The organism is Thalassospira sp. CH_XMU1448-2, from assembly GCF_037027285.1.
GTDB lineage: Bacteria > Pseudomonadota > Alphaproteobacteria > Rhodospirillales > Thalassospiraceae > Thalassospira > Thalassospira profundimaris_C.
In genome coordinates, this window is record NZ_JAYMEA010000003.1 from 190,596 (window position 1) to 210,825 (window position 20,230).

Sequence of the window (20,230 nt, forward strand, 5' to 3'; positions counted from 1 at the left end):
GAATTGATTTTACTTAAAGACTAAAAAATTATGCAGCACGTCCCTGTGCATATTGCCGTGGCGTCGTCGCCATCAGGCGTTTGAAGATGCGCTGAAAATGCGCCTGATCGGCAAAGCCGGTTTCAAGCGCAACATCAACGATCTTTTCCCCGCGCCGCAATGCATGACGGGCGCGTTGGACCCGACAATTTATCAGATAGGCATAGGGCGTCATGCCAAAGGTCTTTTTGAAAGCCCGCACCAGATAGGACCGCGAATAACCAACCAGTCCGGCCAGCGCATCAAGACTGATATTCTCGTCATAATGCGTGCGGATATAATCGGCGACCCGGATCATTTTCCGGTCATTGACCGAACCGATCCCGCCATCGAGATCACCGCGCAGATCAAGCTGCACATGCAAATCGCCAAAGAACGACACCATGGCGGTTTCCTTGCCCAGCACATCAATATCCGGATTGATCAGCGTATCGGCAAGATCGGCCAGCCCGTTATAAAGCCTTGGATTGTGGCTGATCGTATCGGAAAACATCGCAAATTTTCCGGCCGCATCGGCATCAATTTCGATCTGCAGATCCAGAAGCCAGCCCGGATCGACAAACAGCATGTCATAACACCAGTCCGCCCCCTTGACCGGGTTGCAGCCATGCACATCCTCAGGATTCAGGATCACCACCGAACCGGCTTGCGTTTCATGGGTCTTGCCGCGGTTCCAATAGGTGCTGTGACCACCATTCACCGTGCCAATCGAAAAGGTATCGTGGCTATGGCGCTCATAACAGACAGCATGCCCGTCCGCCACACGCCGCAGCTCGACAAACGGCAACGCGTCGTCACGCCAGAAATGCTGGTTGCGGGTATTCGGGGCTGCCATTCGGTACGGTCATCTTGTGGTGATTGTCAAACTTGATAATTTCAAAGATAGGTCAATTTCCCCGGTAGCGCCACTGTCGCTGTCTGCTTATAGTGCCCCAAATGTTCGATGATCGTTCCGAAGAAGCCACACCGCGTTTTATGCCGCCCAATGCGCCAGTCATGGTCGTTGGATTGCGTCATGCTGTGTTTCTGTCGCCAGATGGCGAGATCGAGGAACTCCCGCACGGGGCTGCGGCCAAAAAGGCACGTTCGACCCGCCCCATTCTGGTGCATACCCCGGCCTGCGCGCGGCGTCTGAAATCCGATCCGTTTCCGGCCCATGACCTGCTTGAACTGTTTGCCTTTGTTCGCCCGGCACAGTTTTGCGTGCCGACCCCGCGTGGCATTGCGTTGGCGACGGGCCAAAAGCCCGCCGATGACCTGATCGGTCAGGCCGAGGCACTGGCAGAAGCCATGAAGCGCCTTTTGCAGGAACTGGCCACCCTTCATCGTAACAAGCGCGGACCGGCTCTTTCGGTTGCATGGCCGATGGCGCGCGGACATTGGCCGTGGGGTGTTTCGGTTCTGGCCGCCCTTGGCGCAGATGGGGATGGACCGCATCGCTATGCGGTCTATGAAGGGCTTAAGGTTTGGAAAAAGCTTGGCGAATGGTCCGAACATGCGCCGCCACCGCCACCCGCCAATTATCCGGTTGATCCCAAGGATGCCCGCAAGCGCCTGAAAGAACTTCTGGGCGAAGGGGCCGAGGAACGCCCGCAACAGGCCGATTATGCATCATCGGTCTGTTCGGCCTTTGGCCCGCGTCTGCATGATGGTGCGCCCAATATTGTCTTGGCCGAGGCCGGAACAGGCACCGGCAAGACGCTGGGCTACGTGGCACCAGCATCGCTTTGGGCCCAGAAAAATGACGGCGCGGTCTGGATTTCGACCTATACCCGCAACCTGCAACGCCAGATCGATCAGGAACTTGACCGGCTTTATGATGACCCCAAGGACAAACGCCTTAAGGCCGTGGTCCGCAAGGGTCGCGAAAACTATTTCTGCCTGCTGAATTTCGAAGAAGCGCAGCGCCCGTTAAACCAGCAACCGCACCAAGCCACCCCGCTCGGCCTGATTGCGCGTTGGGCATCCCATACCCGCGATGGCGATATGGTCGGCGGTGATTTCCCCGCCTGGCTGACCGAGCTTCTGGGCAATCGCTTTACCGGCGCATTGGCCGATCAGCGCGGCGAATGCATTTATGCCGCCTGCCCGCATTATTCGAAATGCTTTATCGAAAAGACCGTACGACGCGCCCGTTCGGCCGAGATCGTTGTGGCCAACCATGCCCTTGTCATGGTGCAGGCAGCCCTTGGCGGGCTTGATGACAGTTCGATGCCGACGCGCTACGTCTTTGACGAAGGCCATCATTTGTTTGATGCCGCCGATAAGGCATTTTCATCGCACCTGACCGGGATGGAGGGGCAGGAATTGCGCCGCTGGCTGCTTGGGGCCGAGCAAAAGGGATCATCGCGTGCGCGCGGTCTTAAGCAGCGGCTTGAAACCCTGATCCTTGATCGCGACGAACTGCGCGATGCGGTCAATGCGGTGATTGTTGCCGCCCAATGCCTTCCGGAACAGGGATGGCTTTCGCGCATTCATGACGGATCGCAACATGCCAAGGGCCCGGCGGAAACCTTCCTTGCCCATGTGCGTGCGCAGGTCATGGCACGCTCAGCCGAAGGTGATCGCGGATATTCCATCGAGACCGATTGCAAACCGGCCCTTAACGAAGTCCTTGCCAGTGCAGCCGATCTTGATCGCGCGCTTGAGGCCATGGAAAAACCGGCCAAGTCGCTGATCAAGATCATCGCCCATATGCTCGATGAAAAGGCTGATGAACTTGAAAGTGCGGAGCGTCAGCGCCTTGATGCCGCGATCCGATCGCTTGAACGCCGGGCGATCATGCAGGTCGCGGCATGGCGTGAAATGCTGGCATCCCTGGTCGAGGAAACACCCAAAACCTTTGTCGACTGGTTTGCGATTGAACGGCAATTTGGCCGGGATTTTGATGTTGGCATGCATCGCCATTACCTTGATCCGACCTTGCCCCTGACATCGGCATTGGCCCCCACCGCCCATGGCATGGTGGTGACGTCCGCCACCCTGCGCGATGGCACCGGGGACGAGGATTTTGACTGGGCCGTGGCCGAGGATCGCACGGGGGCCGCCCACATGCCGCTTCCGGCCATCCGGGCGGCGATGAAAAGCCCCTATAATTACCGCGAACAGACCCGTGTTTTCATCGTCAATGATCTGGGCCGTGATAACCCGGACCATATTGCCGCGGCCTATCGCGAACTGTTTCTGGCGTCCGGTGGCGGTGCACTTGGCCTGTTTACCGCGATCACGCGTCTGCGCGCCATTTATGAACGCCTGACCGGGCCGATGGATGACGCAGGTTTGCAATTACTCGCCCAGCATATTGACGGCATGGATGTCTCGACGCTGATCGATATTTTCCGGGTTGAACGCGATGCCTGTTTGCTGGGTACGGATGCGGTGCGTGACGGGGTCGATGTGCCGGGCGACAGTTTGCGCCTGATCGTCTTTGACCGCGTGCCATGGCCCCGGCCCGACATCCTGCACCGTGCGCGCAAATCAGCCTTCCACGGTGCGCGTTATGACGACATGCTCACACGCCTTCGGATGAAACAGGCGTTTGGCCGCCTTGTCAGGCGTGCCGAAGATCGCGGGGTGTTTGTCCTGCTTGATAACCGCATGCCATCCCGGCTTCTGGGCGCCTTCCCCGAAGACGTCGAAGTCCAGCGGGTTGGGTTGCGCGAGGCGATTGAACAGACGCGGATCTTCCTTGGCAACGACCAGAGCAGCGAAAACTGATCGGCTGCCTGCCAGCCTTTATCGTGCCGAATTTCCGCGACAAGACCTGCTAAACTTCTTAGGCGCAGGGTGTTCTTGGAACTGCAAAAAGGATGGATCATGCATGTCATGCTGATGACCTATGGGACGCGCGGCGATGTGCAGCCCTTTGTCGCGTTGGGGCGTGGACTGATCCAAAAGGGGCATCGGGTCACCGTCGCCGCCCCGGAACGCTTTGCCGGTTTTATCACCGATCATGATCTAGAATTCGCAGCCCTGAGTAATGCGCTGATTGCGCTTATGGATGATCCACAATTTGCCGATGCGTCTGATCCGAAGGCATCGGCCTTGGCAAAACTGAGATCGTTGTTTGCCATCGGCAAAAAGGCGCGTGGTCTTCAGGACAGGCTGCTTGATGGCATTTTCCGCGCGATAGATCAGGGCAAACCGGACGTCATCGTTTTTCATCCGAAAACCTTTGGCGCGCTGCCGATTGGCAGGCATTTCGGTATCCCGGTTGTGATGGCGCAACTGATCCCGTCCTTTATCCCGACCGGCGATTATCCGCATATGGGCGTTCCCAATCTTGGCCCAAGAGGTGTGTTGGGCCGCTGGTATAACCGCGTGACCGGCAAGCTGATCTATAGGCTGTTGAACTCAACACTGCGTCGGCAAGTTCACAGATGGGCAGCACGACGCCAAAACGGGATCAATGCCAACTCTTTGGACATCCTTCAGTCTTGTAAATCCGGCACGCTGCCCATCATCCACGCCTTTGGCAACGCTGTGATCAATCGCCCCACAGACTGGCCGAAACACGCAACTGTCACCGGATACTGGTTTCTGGACGGGGGCGCACAAACAAACCTGCCAGATCCGGCAGTACAAAACTTCGTCGAACGCCATAAAAACCTGATCTATATCGGTTTCGGGTCAATGCACGGGAATGATCCGATCACGATGGCAGAAATGATTGCCGAGGCCGTTTCACAATCAGCAGGCTCGGACATCGCAGCGATTGTGGCGACCGGCTGGGGCGGGATGGGCGACATTGACTGGCCATCCAACATCCTTGCGGTGTCTGAGGTTCCCCATGACTGGCTGTTCCCGAAAGTCGATATCGTCATTCATCATGGCGGGGCTGGCACCTGTGCGGCAGCCCTGCGCGCCGGTCGCCCGTCGATCATCATTCCGTTTTTCGGTGATCAACCTTTCTGGGCAAAGCACCTGCACGGGCTTGGCGTTGCGCCACGCCCGATCAAGCCTGCAAAACTTGATGCCGCGATCCTGGCCCGTCGGATCAAAACGGTCCTTGAAACACCGGCCTATCGCAACAACGCCGAACGCGTTGCAAGCAAGATCGCCGATGAAGACGGCATCGCGAATGCCATTGCCGAAATCACGTGCGCGGCTAACCAATAACACTTTCCGAATACTGTTAGCTGGACCGCAAACTTGGCGTCTCAGGCGTTTGGCTGCTCTACAATATCGGCATCAATATCATGCGCGATTGCCAGTCTGAGCGCATTGAGGATCGCGATGATATCGATGCCTTCCTGCAACAGCGCACCCGCAACAGGCGTAATATAGCCAGCCGCGGCAAAGCCCATGGCAACGATGGAAAGCACCATGCCACCAATCACGCTTTGCAAAAGGATGCGACGCATCGCCATGCTGATGTGAAGAAGCTCGTCCACCGTGACCAGCGATGCTTCGGGGATCACGGCACCGGCGGCATCCGCCGTCACCGCACTTTCCTTGCCAAAGGCAATACCGACGGTGGCAACCGCGAGTGCGGGGGCGTCATTGATGCCATCGCCCATGAACAGTGTCGGGGCCTTGGCGGCCTCGGCCCGGACGATGGCGACTTTCTGTTCCGGGCTTTGTGATGCCAGACTTTCGGAAATACCCAGCAGTTCCGAAAGATAGCTGACCTCGCTTTCGCGGTCGCCTGACAGCAACATCACCTTTTTGAAATGATGTATGTCGCCCAGATGCCCGACGAAGCTTTCACCTTCGGCGCGCGGCGTGTCGCGGAACCGGAATGTCGCGCCATATTGGCCATTGATCAGCACCACACATTCAAGCCCCGCCGTGGTGTCGGGCAGAAGCTTTGCCATCTCGGGATCGGATTTCACAAGCTTGTTGCGGTGGGTGACCACCACTTCATGGCCATCAACCTGCCCGCTTAATCCCTGTCCGGGTTTTTCCGAGGCGCGAGAAACTTCATCAAGCGGCAGCTTGCGGAGCTTGGCCGCCTTAAGCACGGCGGATGCCAGCGGATGCTTGGAATAGCGTTCCAGCCCCGCTGTCAGGCGCAGGACAAAATCCCCCTCAAACCCGGCACCGGGCACGACATCGACCAGCTCCGGCCGCCCATAGGTCAGTGTCCCCGTCTTGTCAAAAATCGCGGTCTGGCAGGTCGGCAGGCGCTCCAGCACCGTCGGGTCGCGAATGACGATGCCGCGCCGGGCAGCAATGGAAATCGCACTCATTACCGTGATCGGAATGGCAATCAGAAGCGGACAGGGTGTTGCCACCACCAGCACGGCCAGAAAGCGTGATGAGTCCTCGCTCAGATACCCGACAAGAATGGCAAAGATCAGGGCGGCGGGCGCAAACCATGCGCCGATCTGATCACCAAGACGGCGGATGCGCGGACGTTTTTGTTCGGCCTCGGCCATCACATCCATGATCTGGGCATAACGGGAATCGCGGGCGCGTTTTTCCGCCCGGATGATCAGGACCGCCTCGCCATTGATCGCACCCGATAACACCGCCGTTCCCGGTGCCTTGGCCACCACATAGGGCTCCCCGGTCAGATAGCTTTCATCCATCGAGCCATGACCATCGACAACGGTGCCATCGACCGGGGCTGTTTCATGGGGAAAGACCGCGATCAGATCATTGATCTGAACATCATCAAGGGCAATGTCGGTAATATCGCCCCCGGCTTCCTTGCGATGCGCGACACTGGGCATGCGACGCGCAAGGGCATTGAGTGCCGAGGATGCCTTGCGCATGGCAAAGCTTTCCAGAACCTGCCCGCCGGTCAGCATCAGGATGATCAGGCTGGCCGCCAGATATTCGCCCAGCCACACACCGGTCACAAAGGCAATGGCAGCCAGAAAATCCGCACCCATTTCGCGCCTGAGCAACTTGATGGCAAGCTGGGCGAGGATCGGCACGCCCCCGATCACAAACAGCGCCAAAAGCGGGATATCTGCGGCCTGATACGCATCGACCCTGTAAGGCCCTGCCCAAAGCAGCACAAAATGTATCCCCATGGCGACCAGTGTCGCAATCAGGATCACACGATTAAGGACAGGTGTCGAAAGCCTGTCATCTATCCGGGCAAGAAAATCTTCAAAAGCCTGTGCTGCCATGGTCAAATCCCGAATGTGGTTCTGCGATCATGCCATGAATGCACGCCGCTACGCAGCCCCGTCTGAACAATACGGTCACCACAGGCCTTTGGGGTGTCAAAGACGCGAAACCTTGCCCATCGCAACCGAGACCATCAGATAGCTGAAACCCGATGACAGCAAATTGATGCCCAACAACAGGCCAATTGCCCAGCTGGCAGAACTTGGCAATTCGGCGAAAATCAGGACACCGGCAAGGATGGCAACCCCGCCCGAAAACAGCATCCATTTCCAGCCGGGAAACTGGCTGAGCCGTGAGGCCATCACGATTTCAAGCAGGCCCTGCAGGATAAAGGCAATGGCAAGCAACACCGTCAGGGTCACGATCCCGGCCAGCGGAAAGAATGCCAGCCAGCCACCAATCACACCAAAAATGATGCCCTGAATAACATCAACAGATCGCCGGGTGGGCGTATCGGCATTCCAGGCGCCATAGAAATGACCAAGCGCGCCGATAATGAACAACCAGCCAATGATGGTTTTAAACGCAATCGTCGTTGCCAATGGAAAAGCCACAGCCAGAACACCAAGGATCAGCATGATCACGCCAACATTGCGCAGCCGCTTGCGGCCCTTGTCGAGAAGTCCGCGCATTTCCGGGGTACCGTCATTTACGACCTGGGTCATGGATTTGCTCCTGTGTGAGTGCGGATGGCATCAACAAATCTCAACCCAAAATAGTTCATTTTGTTCCGACTGAATACAAAAGTTTATGAGTTGCAATATGTTGGACCATCATCCCCAATCAGATCACAGATATTCTTGCGCCCTTTTCATGACGCTTTTAAAAAAAATCCCGACAAAAAATCTGCCCGCGAACCATCGGCCCGAACGCACAAACCACGGGTTACCTGCGATCACGGGATTTGTTTGAATCATTATAAAGAAATTCTGATAACTGGTTCACAATTGCAGGCTTTGACAGGGCGCTTTCAAAGGGCTATTGAAAACCCGTATCTTTCCAATCTGGATAGAAGCCGTGTCAGTTACCCGAAAACATATTCCGGTCATTCGACGCACACTGTCACTCCTTGTCGGATGGCTGTTGCTGGTTAATGGCATGATGTTCGGGTTCATGCACGCCCCTGTTGCCCTTGCTGCGGTTCCGACCAGCACGACGGCATCCGAAGTTACCTATGTTCCCCTGATTATCTGTACGGCCAACGGCATCAAGACCATTTCCGTCCCGGCCGAGGTCGCAAATGATGGTGCCACCGCCCCGCACAGTTCGAACGCCTATGAGGGCTTTCAATGTGCGAGTTGCGGACTTGGCAATCATGCTGTCGGCATGCCGGTCGAGCCGGAACTTCCAGATGTTCAGCGGGTCAAGCTTTCCAATCAGGTCACAGCCCTTCACATCACGGCACGTCTGCACGACTTTTGCCCGATTGCAGCATCCCCGCGCGCACCGCCCGCTTTGATCTGATTTTGTTTCCGCGGTTTTCGGCATTTTACGCCATCACTGTATCTTCACGCCCGGAATCCGTCTGAAAACAATGTGCAGCGCCCATCCAATCGGGCCATCCCGGATGCCATGCCGGGCCTAACGACTGGTGTCGATACGCGACCCCGCATTTGCCGCGTATCCTGAATTTGCCAATGGGGGACAACCCATGAACAAACAAGACGCCTTGAAAATTATGGAAATACTCGCCGAGCCATCGGCCCTTAACCTGCCGGCCGATGCCAGCATCGGTCATCATGCCGAAGATCAGAGCTATATCTATCTTCTGGCAAACGGCCTTGCCCTTCGCTGCAAATATACCGAAGACGGCGAAAGACAGGTCTGCCGGGTTTACCGCCCCGGCGATGTGATCGGACTTGAAATGCTTGCGGTCTGTGATCCGACCCTGGTGATCGAAACCATTGCGCCTTCGATCATCAAGAGGATCCCGATCAAACGGTTGCAAGAAACCCAGCAGCACGATCGCCAGACTCAAATGGCGGTCATGAGCCTGCTTGCGACCGAAGTCATGGATGCCCAGCAGCTTAAAATAAGCTTTGGCACCGGATCGGCCATGCGCCGCATTTGCCGGTTCCTGCTTTGGGCATCGCACAAGGACCAGGTGGCCCTGCCCAACCGTGAAAAGCTTGGCAATATCATTGCAACCACGACCGAAACGGCCAGTCGCATGATTGCCAATCTTAAACGTGAAGGAGCCATTTCCAAAAGTCCGGCCCTGCCCACGGTCATGCAGATCAACCGGGCAAAGCTCTGTGCCGGGGCTGGCGAAGCCCGGCAACAATCCGCCGCCTGATCAAAGATCGGTGCAAACATGAAAAAAGGTGCGTGGCGGTTATCCCCATGCACCTTTTTCAATTTCGATATTCTGCGGTCACGCGCGCGCTGCTTAATGCACGGCATTCCCGGTCAGCGGGAAATGCGTTGGCGCAGTTTTGTTGGATTTCAGCAAGGCTTCCATGTCGCTCGCCGAGACAGGTTTGCTGAAATAGAAGCCCTGCACCTCGTCCACGCCCTCGGACGCGATATGTTCAAGCTGGGTTTCGGTTTCAATACCCTCGACATTCACAGCCATCCCGAACGAACGCGCCAGGAACACCACCGCACGGACAATCGCGGCATTGCCGTCGGAACTGTCGATATCAATGATAAAGGACCGGTCGATCTTGATCTTGTCGACCGGGAAGCGTTTCAGATAGGCCAGCGACGAATAGCCGGTGCCGAAATCGTCAATCGCAATCCGGATGCCCTGATTACGCAGAATGCCAAGGGTAATGGCCGCCTCGCGCGGGTTGTCCATCACCGCACCTTCGGTGACCTCGAACTGCAATTGGCGCGGATTAAGGCCCGAACGCGCCAGAACTTCGCCGACACTTTCAATCAGGTCTTCGTGGCGCGCCAGTTCAAGCGGCGACAGGTTGACCGAAATCGTCAGCTCCCCGAACCCCTCATCACGCCAGATCTTGGTTTGTTCGCAGGCACGGTTCAAAACCCATTTGCCGATATCGCCAATGATGCCCATGCGTTCGGCAACCGGGATGAAATCAACCGGACTGACCGGGCCGCGTGACGGACTGAACCAGCGAACAAGGGCCTCCATGCCGATGATGCGATGCCCACCCATTTCAATGATCGGCTGATAGAACAGTTCCAGCTCGTCATTTTCAATCGCGTGGCTAAGATCGCGTTCCATCGCCTTGCGTTCCTGAACCTCGACCTGCAATTTCGGCTCAAAGAAATGATACCGGTTGCGGCCTTCGGCCTTGGAACAATAAAGCGCAAGATCGGCATTGCGCAGAAGGTCCTTTTCATCGCGACCATCCTGCGGATACATGCAAATCCCGACCGAGGTCGATGCCTGAACCTCGTTGCCATCAAGCATGAAGCGTTCGGAAACGCGTTCAATCAGGCGCTGGGCAACGAATGTGACTTCCTCGACCGATCCGGGTTCATGGATCAGAACGGCAAATTCATCCCCGCCCAGACGGGCGACCACATCCTCGTTGCGCAGACAAACGCGCATGCGTTCCCCTACCCCCTGTAAGAGTAGGTCACCGATGGGGTGGCCGAGTGTGTCGTTGATGTCTTTAAAGTTATCCAGATCAAACATCATCAGGACAAAATTGCGGCGTTCGCGTTTGGATCGTTCGACCGCGGCAGCCAGTCGCTCCTGAAACAGCGTGCGATTGGGAAGACCGGTCAAGCCGTCATGATGGGCAAGGAACTGAATGCGGGCTTCGCTGCGCTTGCGGTCGGTAATGTCGGTAATCGATCCTTCGATCAGGTGGGGACGCCCCTTCTCGTCGCGGACCAGACGGGCATTTTCCTCGACCCAGATGATCTTGCCATCACTGCGGCGCAGCTCTGTTTCAAAGCCCTGCACAATTCCATCGCGCAACAAACGCCCCGTTAGGCGCAGGCGGCTTACGGGGTTCAGGTAATGATGTTGAAGTTCGTCATTTTGCAACATCAACTCATCAACGGACTCATAGCCCAAAATCGAAACGAATGCCGGATTGGCGGACAGAACCGGCCCCATAGGCCTGCTTTGATAAAGCCCCTCGGCAGAGTTTTCAAAGATACCGCGGAATTTCTCTTCGGCGTGGCGAAGCGCACGCTCGACCGCCAGTTTCTCGGTTACGTCCTGGCCGATACAGATCACACCGGCCACGTCGCCATCTTCACCGAAATGCGCGCGGGCATTCCATTGCAACAGGCGGACTTCACCATCACGGCGCTTGAACGAGAAAACCTCATCCTTGATGATTTCACCGGAAAGCAGACGACGTACCGCCATACGCACCCGCGCACGGTCACTTTCAATCAGCAGGAAATCAAAAAAGTTCTGACCGGCCGCCTCCATCCAGGAATAGCCAAAGGTCCATTCGCATTCACGGTTATATTCAAGAATGCGTCCCTCGGCATCGAGGAACATGATCACGCTGCCTGCGGTCTGAACCAGTGCGCGATAGCGTTCCTGACGCCGGCGCAGGTCATATTCCGCCTGACGGCTTTTGGTGATGTCGGTCATCGTGACGCTATAGCCAAGCAACCCCCCGCCTTCGCCACGGATTTCGGTCGCATTCAGGCGAACCCAGATCTGGCTGCCGTCCGAACGGCGCATTTCGATATCGCGCGCATGGACACCAATACCTGTTGCCAGATCACGGCGCAGCTGCACACGATCGCTGTCCTGGGCATAGAATGTCTCGGGATGGCGCAGATAGGCCTGCATGACTTCGCGCACACTGTCATAATTAAACAGGGCTGCGGTTTCTTCGTTTACATGGGTGATCGTGCCATCGGCACTCAGTTCAATAATCCCGTGCACCGCATGTTCAAGCGCGCGGCGATAACTTTCCTCGCGCGTGCGTTCCTGTGCAAACAGGACGACAAATTCGGCACCGAAAAGCGGCATGCATTGCCACTGGAAGAAACGCTGTCCGTAATGAACCGTGCGTGAATTTTCTTCGTCAAATTGCGGACCATTCTGATCAACAAGGGAACGCTGATCCACCGGATGGGCCAGTGCGAACGGGCTTGCAAAGCCCATCTCAAGGGCCAGCTGTTCGGCCGCGCGGTTGGCACATCGCATTGCGCCATCGCGTTCGAATATCAGAACCGGTTGTGGCGATATCAGGCTGCCCATGCCGGATGACACATCGTCATCCATCACCATCAGGCGGATATAGTCAACTCCACGAATGCTCAGCTTCCAGCCAAACAGCACATGGTCTGCGCCGCCAACTGCAAGAGTACGGCTGTGATATCCGCTATTCTGAAGAATTTCGTCCGCAAGTTCCGGTAGCAGATCCGACAAGCTGCCGAGATCATCAATCTCGTACCACCGGGACTCTTCGATGTCCTGATCAAACCAGGGAACCCATAACGCATTGACAAGCAGACACTTTCGGACAGGATCAAACAATCCAGCCGGCATACGCAGGTGGCTGATCAATGCCGCCAGTGTGTTGGCGGAATTGATTGCGTTGATGTCTCCCATATCCGCTTTAATCGTCATTTTCGTTATCGCTGCGAGACCATAACTGCTACCCCATGCACTGCAAAGGCTATTTTTCCCCAAAGAGAGTAAGCAGCCACTTTATGTCGCTATTATTTTGAACCGGCTTAATTTTTTTTAGATTGCCTGAATCACGCACATCTTTCGATGCATTTTTTTACCCCGCGTGACCGACTTGAACAGATTGTGTCAGATTTCCCTACGTAATCATTAAAATCCAAAAAATTTAATCGGTTAACTGTTGCCCGCTGATTGTTATCAGAATACCATTCCTCCGCCTAATGGTTGTCACAGTGTAATGCGACGAACGTCAACGGTCTGCACAGACACGATTCTGATAATCATACTGGAAAGGAGTAACCAACGTGATTTCGCATCAGGACGCCTTGATCTACACAATGGTTATGGTTTCGGCCGCCGATAATGACATTACGGATGCCGAGCTTTCCGCTATGGGACGCCGGGTACGGTATCTTCCGATTTTTGCCGGATTTGACAATGACGGTGTCACCAGTGTGGCCCGCGATTGTGCAAGCCTGCTTGGCGAAGAAGACGGCATGGACCGCGCACTGACCATGATCCGCGATGCCCTGCCGCGCAAATTGCGTGAAACCGCCTATGTCTTTGCCTGCGAAATTGTTCTGTCTGACAGTGAAATCAGTCAGGAAGAACTTCGTATCCTTGAACTTCTGCGCCACCGGCTTGATATCGACCGTCTTGTCGGCGCGGCAATTGAACGTGCCATGGCTGCCCGCTATGTTCGCCCCGGTGATTTCTAGGGGTCGGGCATTGTGGCAACACGCGTCAGACGACATATGTCTGGCATGACGAAACAAAGCAGAATTCATCAGCAAAACCCGAAACAACGAGGCCGTGTCTGACACAAATTGTGGTGTACCAAGCGCATTTCGGGCAAGTTCCCCTTGAAATCGCAGCTTTCATCAACGCCACAATGTGATATGGCCTAGCCACAAGAATCACCGCATACGTGCCATTCGGCGCGCGTGGGGTTGCGTATCGACCGATCCGTTGTCGTTCACCGCCACAAAAGGGACCGCTGTCATGACTGCTCTTTCCGGGGAAAATATCGCCTTTATCGGACTTGGACTGATGGGACGCCCGATGGCGCTCAATCTTGAAAAGGCCGGTGCGATCCTGACGGTCAATACCCGCAATCCCGAAACGCTCAATGCCTTTGAAGATCTTGGCATTGCAACGGCAGGCACCCCCGCAGACGCTGCCGCCGAGGCCGATATTGTCATCATCTGCGTTGCCAATACGCCCGCCCTTGAAAATGTGCTGCTCGGCGAGGACGGCGTCATTGACGGCATGGAAGAAGGCACCATTGTCATTGATATGGGCACCACCGCCGTTGATGCGACACGCCGCTTTGCCGATGCGGTCGAGGATGCCGGTGGCCGCTGGATTGATGCCCCGGTTTCGGGTGGCACGCATGGAGCTGAAAACGGCACGCTTTCGATCATGGTCGGCGCCGACAAGCAGGATTTCGAACGCGCGCATCGGGTGTTTGATGTTCTGGGCGCACGCGTCACCCATGTCGGCGATGTAACGTCAGGCCAGATCGCCAAGGCCGCCAACCAGATGATTGTCGGCATCACCATCGGTGCGGTTGCCGAAGCCTTCTCGATGGCCGATGAGGCAGGTGTTGATCTTGACAAGCTGCGCTCGGCCCTGACCGGCGGATTTGCAGATTCTGCAATCTTGCAAAAGCATGGCGAACGCATGATCGAGCGCAATTTCGAACCGGGCGGCAAGGTTGTTACCCAGCGCAAGGACCTCTATCAGGCACTTGAATTTTCCGAAGGTGAACTTGGCCTTGAACTGCCCTTCTCACGGCTCGCGCTGGAGCTTTATGACGAAGTCATCGCCATGGGCGGTGGCGAACTTGACCATTCCGCACTGATCAAAGTCTATGAAGAAGACTGACCCGCAAAATGTCGAACTGACATCGGTTCTGACATGCCCGGAATGCGGCCATGTTGAAACCGAAACCATGCCAACCGATGCCTGCCAGTATTTTTATGACTGTAAGGGATGCGGGGCGGTACTGCGCCCGCTTGCCGGGGATTGCTGTGTATTTTGTTCTTACGGCACGGTCCCCTGCCCGCCGGTTCAGATTGATGGCAAGAATGCTTCCTGTTGTGGCGGCAATGGCACCACGAAGTCGGACCAGGCGGAAATCCCCTAACGGTCAGCCCGGCTTGTGCTTTCCAAACCGGTATAGATACAACCGGTCCGGACCGGATTTCATCGGCACTTCGCCAAAGGCCTGCCAGCCGGGAATGGAAAAGGCGCGTGAAATGACAATCGCGCCATCGCGCATCCGTTCTGACAGGACATCGCCGACATCGGCCATGACGCGCGGATCCAGAAAACAGATCACAACATCGCCCGGATCACGATCAAGCTTGCGAAAGTCCCCCCGGATCAGCGTCAGGTTCGGCTTGGCAGCCAAGACCGCCCGCATCCGGCTGATCGCATAGGGCACCGGGGACAGTTCGATCCCGGTTACACTGATCCCGGGACGCGCACGGGCAATGGCAAAGATCAAATCCCCCCACCCCGATCCGAAATCTGTGACGGTTGTGACGTCAGCCGGGATATAGGCAATGATTTCATCAGCCGCCGCGGACAATGTCGGCATGGGAACCGAGTGCAGCCAAACGGCATAAGCCGCAATCAGCCCCAGAATGATAACGACGAAAACAAGTACCGATAAATCAGTCATAAGCCCGCTAAATATGTTAGTGTCCGGGTGAATTCAGTCTTTAGTCCTGCCACACGGTGGCCCCCAAATCCAGAAGATACCAGCATGCATAACGAAGACACGGAAACCCGCATCACTGAACTTGAAACCCAGCTCGCACACATGGATTCCGTGGTAAGCGACCTTTCAGACATGATCAAATCCCAGTGGGATCGTATTGATCTTCTGGAACGCCAGAACAAATTAATGTCTGCTGATATTAAACGGATGATCGATTTTCTGCGTACAGCACCAGAAGACGATGCTCCGCCTCCGCACTACTGATCGTCTGAAAGGTCCGTAAAGACCTGCGGCACCAGCACCAGATTGCGAGTAGGACGTGACCAACCTGTATCTTGATATTCCGGTATTTGACGACTTCGCCAGAGTACTCGATGGCGATGTATATCATCGACTGCCTGACGACTGGTGGGTAGGCACATCCGATATCGTCGGATCAACCAGGGCGATTGCCGCCGGGCGGTTCAAGGATGTGAATATGGTTGGCGCATCCGTGATCTGTGCGGTCAGCAACGCATTGGGCCATTCCGATTATCCCTTTATCTTTGGCGGTGATGGCGCAAGCTTTGCCTGCCCGCCTGACCGGATCGAGGATGTGCGGGCGGCCCTGGCTGCGACCGCCACCTGGGCGCGCGAAACCCTTGATTTTGATTTGCGCGTTGCGCTGGCCCGGATTTCCGATATTCGTGCCACCGGTCGCGATATCCGGGTTGCGCGCTATGCCGTCTCGCACCCGGTTTCCTATGCGATGTTCAGTGGTCGGGGCCTTAAATGGGCCGAAGATCGCATGAAGGCAGGCGACAATATCGTGGCCCCGGCCCCGGCCGGGGCGCGTCCGGATCTGACCGGGCTCTCGTGCCGCTGGTCGCCGATCAAGGCCAAAGGCGATGATCATATCCTGTCGATCATTGTTCAGCCGACCGATGACCGCGCCAAATTTGATACGGTTGTCAAACATCTGTTTGAACTTCTTGACGATGCTCCACGCAAAAGCAGCCCGATCCCGGCCAAGGGGCCTGATTTTGCCTTTCCCCCGCCGGGGCTCAAACTTGAAGCCATTGCCACCGAACATCAGGAAGGCGGATATTTCAAGGCCTGGTTCAAGGCGTTCTATATCTCGCTGATTGCGCTTGTCCTGATGAAAACCGGATGGAAGCTTGGCGACTTTGACCCCAAACGCTATCGCGATTTCACCGGCAATAACACCGACTTTCGAAAGTTCGGTGACGGTCTCTGGATGACGGTTAATTGCAGTGCGGATCGCAGCGCAGAGATCGAGGAATATTTGCATACGGCAGAACAGCGCGGCGACATCCTGTTTGGCACCCATCATCAACGCAGTGCGATCATGACCTGTATCGTGCCCTCGATCACCAATGACGCGCATTTCCATTTCCTTGATGGGGGCGAAGGCGGCTATACCGCCGCCGCCGCTGCCTACAAGGCCAAGATCGGTGCAATCGGGCAGGACCAAACCCCAGCCACATAGCCTTGACATGCGCAAAACGCATCAATGACATGATACCAATAGATTCATTGCATGACGTCTTGAAATGTCTGACACTGTCCTGATCCCTGACAGATCAGGATACGGATGATGGATACCCGCGAACTCGAAGCCCTGATTGCCGTTGCAGATGCGCAATCCTTTCACGGTGCCGCCGACAAGCTTGGCCTGACACAGCCCGCCGTGACACGCCGCATTCAGCGTCTTGAAGACCGTATTGGCACATCGCTGTTTGACCGGTCGACCAAACCGTTGCAACCAACCCCTGCCGGTCACCGTGCTCTTACCGAGGCCCGAGATCTTTTGCGCCGCCTTGACGGGTTTACCGACGCCATTTCCGGCGACACCAGACGACAGGGCCCCTTCCGGCTTGGCGTCAGTCATGGTTCGGCACCGCTTCTGACCGCACCGGAACTGCGCGAACTTCATCAATCCTTTCCCGATATATCGCTGTCCATCAAAAGCGGCTGGTCAAGTGAACTTCTACCGCTTCTGCGACGTGGCGAGATTGATGCCATGCTTTCGCTTGATGGCCCCAATGGCATTGTCGGCGGCATTCAGACCCGCGATCTTCCGGCAAGTCTGGTCCCTCAAAGGCTGCTGGATGATCATATTGTTGCCATCGGTCCGAAATCGGCCCGCCATCACCCGACAAGCATTGCCGAGCTTGCCAGACATCCGATGGTCCTGATGCCCGAAGGCTGTACTTTCCGTGCCCTTGGCAATGCCTGGGCGCGCAAGAATGGTGTCGAATTCAATTCCGTGCTTGAAGTCTCCGCCCTTGAATTGCAGATCGAAATGGTCGCGGCCGGGGCCGGATACGGCATCATGGCACGGCGTTTTTGCATGCATAGCCCGGCCAGCGATCGCATCCGGATCCTTGATATTCCCGGCATGAACTGGGATATGGCCATCACCCTGATCCGGCGCACCTCAAGCGGCGATCTTAATGATATCATTGATAAAATCGGGGATATCGTGATCCGGGCTGGCGAAATGTCAAACCCTGATCATGCGCAAATGTTATCAGCATCATAATTCGAATGAATTGGACGCATGACCGCAATGCGCCCACTATCGCCACCAACATACTCATTCCCCTTGCGGAGGAACATTCATGAGCCCCACCCAAAATGCCGGCAGCTCATCCGGCACCCCCAGCCCGACGCGTTTGGCGTTGTTGCGGGCAACCAAATGGTTCCCCTGGCTGGTTCTGCTTTGCGGTTGCCTTGTCCTGTCGCTGAACCTTGGTGTGCGTCAGTCACTTGGCCTGTTTATTCCCGACATGCTCAATGATACCGGCTGGACGGCTGCGACCTTTGGTCTTGCCTTTGCCATCCAGAACCTGATGTGGGGGATATCCGCCCCGATCGCCGGTGCGCTTGCCGACCGGTTTGGCACCACCCGGACCCTGATCGGTGGCTCCATCCTGTATGGTCTTGGCCTTTACATGATGGGCACATCATCAACCCCCGGCGAGTTGCACCTGACGGCTGGCTTCCTGATTGGCACAGGTGTCGGTGCGACCAGCTTCCCGGTTATTCTGGCCGCAATCAGCCGTGTTTTCAGCCCCGAACGCCGCAGCTTTGCCCTTGGTCTGGCATCGGCGGGCGGTTCGGTTGGTCAGTTTGTCATGGCCCCGACCACACAGGCCCTTAACGGATCGCTTGGCTATGTCGCAACCCTTGGCATTCTTGCCGCCATTTCGATGCTGATTGTGCCCGCTGCCTTTGCCCTGACCGGCAAGGCCGAGGGCAACAGCCCGACCGCCACCCCGGATCTGGGTCCACAGGGCCTTGCCGCGGCCTTTCACGAGGCACGCAAACATCGCGGCTTCCTGCTTTTGAATGCAGGGTTCTTTGTCTGCGGTTTCCACATTGCCGTGATTGCCACCCACCTTCCGACCTTTACCGAGCTTTGCGGCCTGCCGCGTTCGGTCGCGGCAGAGGGTCTGGCACTGGTTGGCCTGTTTAACATCTTTGGCACGCTGACGGCGGGCTGGGCTGGCGGCAAGTGGCGCAAGAAAAATGGTCTGTCCTTCATTTACGGGATGCGGGCACTGGTCATTATTGTCTTTATCTTCTCGCCAAAGACATCGGAAACCATCTTGCTGTTTTCGGCATCGATGGGCGCCCTTTGGCTGTCGACCGTCCCGCTGACCAGTGGCCTGATCGCACAGGTATTTGGGCCGCGCTACATGGCCACCCTGTTTGGCATTGTCATGCTGTCCCATCAAGTTGGTGCGTTCTTTGGCGCATGGATGGGCGGGATTGTCTATGACCTGACCGGCAATTTCGATGCCGTCTGGTGGACCTCAGTCGGGCTTGGCATCTTTGCGGCCCTTGTCCATATGCCCATTGATGACAAGGAACTGCGCACGGCCAAGGCGGCCTGATCGGGCATTCCGAACAATCACGATTTTGACGGGCAGCGACAAGGCATTCTTGTCGCTGCTTTTTTATGCGTTCATCGCATTGCTCACCGGCAAAATATTTTCACCTTTTACTGGATGAATTCAGGGTTGGTCTGTTGTCAGGGTGGCTTTGGCTAGGCACTGTTGCGACCGGTTTTCTGCGATCTGAAAAGCAAAAAGGAAGCAACGATGTCGTCACCGGACACACCCCGTTCTGAAATCCTGGCGCACTATCCCGAAGTCGGAGCACGGGCCAAGGCCAAAGAACTTCAAAAGCTTGACATCCACTGCAAGAAGTTCATTTCCCTGTCGCCGTTTTGCATCCTGTCAACCGCGACACCCAGTGCCGAACCTGATCTTAGTCCACGCGGCGGATTGCCGGGCTTTGTCCATGTCAAAGATGACAATACGCTGGTCCTGCCTGATCGCCCCGGCAACAACCGGTTGGACAATCTGGGAAACCTTGCCCAAAACCCGCAGGTTGCACTGCTTTTTATGATCCCCGGCGTCAATGAAACCTTGCGCATTCGCGGAACGGTCAAGATCGTCACCGACCCTGACTTCTGCGCCGAATTTACCGAACGCGATACAGCTCCGCGTTCGGTCCTTGCCATCACCGTCACCTGTGCCTTTTTGCATTGTGCCAAGGCGTTCATGCGCTCCGAACTTTGGTCAGCCGATGCCCGCATTGACCGTGCCGAACTTCCCACCATGGGACAGATGCTTAAAGACCAGATGAACAGCGAAGGCCCCAACGAAACGCAATCGGAAATGGAAGCCCGTTACCGCCAAAGTCTTTAGGTCATTGCGATCGTCCATCAATTGCCCGGCCTGACTTGCCGGGGTTTGATTGCATCTTTCCGAAGAGAGCAAGTTGGG

At 56.2% G+C, this 20,230-nt stretch carries 17 protein-coding genes; 12 read left to right on the top strand and 5 right to left on the bottom strand.

The features are described 5' to 3' along the window. Positions 1-28: 28 nt before the first annotated feature. On the bottom strand, positions 29-874 hold the full coding sequence (locus WA318_RS13400) for an AraC family transcriptional regulator (protein ID WP_336081836.1): 846 nt from the start codon (positions 872-874) through the stop codon (positions 29-31). 101 nt (positions 875-975) lie between these two features. Here WA318_RS13400 and WA318_RS13405 point away from each other — a divergent pair, with 101 nt between their 5' ends. Together WA318_RS13405 and WA318_RS13410 are read left to right on the top strand one after the other, a co-directional pair. Then, positions 976-3,756, top strand: a complete 2,781-nt coding sequence (locus tag WA318_RS13405; RefSeq protein ID WP_336081838.1) for an ATP-dependent DNA helicase — start codon at positions 976-978, stop codon at positions 3,754-3,756. Positions 3,757-3,855: 99 nt separating this feature from the next. Beyond that, on the top strand, positions 3,856-5,157 hold the full coding sequence (locus WA318_RS13410; RefSeq protein ID WP_336081840.1) for a glycosyltransferase: 1,302 nt from the start codon (positions 3,856-3,858) through the stop codon (positions 5,155-5,157). Positions 5,158-5,198: 41 nt separating this feature from the next. Here the strand turns inward: WA318_RS13410 and WA318_RS13415 are convergent, their stop codons facing one another. Beyond that, positions 5,199-7,121, bottom strand: coding sequence for a heavy metal translocating P-type ATPase (locus WA318_RS13415; protein WP_336081842.1), 1,923 nt, complete (start codon positions 7,119-7,121; stop codon positions 5,199-5,201). A 96-nt stretch (positions 7,122-7,217) separates the two neighbouring features. Then, positions 7,218-7,787 (bottom strand): HdeD family acid-resistance protein, encoded by a 570-nt coding sequence (locus tag WA318_RS13420; protein ID WP_336081843.1) that lies wholly within the window; start codon positions 7,785-7,787, stop codon positions 7,218-7,220. A 352-nt stretch (positions 7,788-8,139) separates the two neighbouring features. Here WA318_RS13420 and WA318_RS13425 point away from each other — a divergent pair, with 352 nt between their 5' ends. Next, positions 8,140-8,586: a DUF2946 family protein gene (locus WA318_RS13425; RefSeq protein WP_258548727.1), complete on the top strand. Its 447-nt coding sequence runs from the start codon at positions 8,140-8,142 to the stop codon at positions 8,584-8,586. A gap of 187 nt (positions 8,587-8,773) precedes the next feature. Then, a complete protein-coding gene (locus WA318_RS13430; protein ID WP_114098624.1) occupies positions 8,774-9,418 on the top strand; it encodes a Crp/Fnr family transcriptional regulator in 645 nt (214 codons plus the stop codon). 93 nt (positions 9,419-9,511) lie between these two features. On the opposite strand, the gene WA318_RS13435 is transcribed toward WA318_RS13430, so the two are convergent. Continuing rightward, positions 9,512-12,643 (bottom strand): sensor domain-containing protein, encoded by a 3,132-nt coding sequence (locus WA318_RS13435; protein WP_258548726.1) that lies wholly within the window; start codon positions 12,641-12,643, stop codon positions 9,512-9,514. Between the two features lie 365 nt (positions 12,644-13,008). Here WA318_RS13435 and WA318_RS13440 point away from each other — a divergent pair, with 365 nt between their 5' ends. The 3 genes from WA318_RS13440 (at position 13,009) to WA318_RS13450 (ending at position 14,852) form a co-directional block, all read left to right on the top strand. Then, positions 13,009-13,422, top strand: coding sequence for a tellurite resistance TerB family protein (locus WA318_RS13440; protein WP_114098623.1), 414 nt, complete (start codon positions 13,009-13,011; stop codon positions 13,420-13,422). 283 nt (positions 13,423-13,705) lie between these two features. Further along, positions 13,706-14,590 carry an NAD(P)-dependent oxidoreductase gene (locus WA318_RS13445; RefSeq protein ID WP_114098682.1) on the top strand — a complete coding sequence of 295 codons (885 nt, stop codon included), beginning with the start codon at positions 13,706-13,708 and terminating at the stop codon, positions 14,588-14,590. Further along, entirely contained in the window at positions 14,577-14,852 is a 276-nt protein-coding gene (locus WA318_RS13450; protein ID WP_336081848.1) for a GDCCVxC domain-containing (seleno)protein, read from the top strand. The genes WA318_RS13445 and WA318_RS13450 overlap by 14 nt, the downstream gene beginning before the upstream one ends. Before the next feature lie 3 nt (positions 14,853-14,855). Here WA318_RS13450 and WA318_RS13455 read toward each other — a convergent pair whose 3' ends face one another. Continuing rightward, positions 14,856-15,392: a class I SAM-dependent methyltransferase gene (locus WA318_RS13455; RefSeq protein ID WP_336081850.1), complete on the bottom strand. Its 537-nt coding sequence runs from the start codon at positions 15,390-15,392 to the stop codon at positions 14,856-14,858. An 84-nt stretch (positions 15,393-15,476) separates the two neighbouring features. On the opposite strand from WA318_RS13455, the gene WA318_RS13460 reads away from it, so the two are divergent. From WA318_RS13460 to WA318_RS13480, 5 genes are all read left to right on the top strand, one after another. Continuing rightward, the gene (locus WA318_RS13460; RefSeq protein ID WP_114098620.1) at positions 15,477-15,695 is read left to right on the top strand and encodes a SlyX family protein; all 219 of its coding nucleotides are present in this window, start codon (positions 15,477-15,479) and stop codon (positions 15,693-15,695) included. Between the two features lie 55 nt (positions 15,696-15,750). Then, complete coding sequence (locus tag WA318_RS13465) at positions 15,751-16,920, top strand: DUF3095 domain-containing protein (RefSeq protein ID WP_336081854.1); 1,170 nt, start codon at positions 15,751-15,753, stop codon at positions 16,918-16,920. A gap of 105 nt (positions 16,921-17,025) precedes the next feature. After that, a complete protein-coding gene (locus WA318_RS13470; RefSeq protein WP_336081856.1) occupies positions 17,026-17,976 on the top strand; it encodes a LysR family transcriptional regulator in 951 nt (316 codons plus the stop codon). Positions 17,977-18,055: 79 nt separating this feature from the next. Beyond that, positions 18,056-19,333 carry an MFS transporter gene (locus WA318_RS13475; RefSeq protein WP_336081858.1) on the top strand — a complete coding sequence of 426 codons (1,278 nt, stop codon included), beginning with the start codon at positions 18,056-18,058 and terminating at the stop codon, positions 19,331-19,333. Positions 19,334-19,540: 207 nt separating this feature from the next. Next, complete coding sequence (locus WA318_RS13480; RefSeq protein ID WP_336081860.1) at positions 19,541-20,152, top strand: pyridoxamine 5'-phosphate oxidase family protein; 612 nt, start codon at positions 19,541-19,543, stop codon at positions 20,150-20,152. The last annotated feature ends 78 nt before the right edge of the window (positions 20,153-20,230 follow it).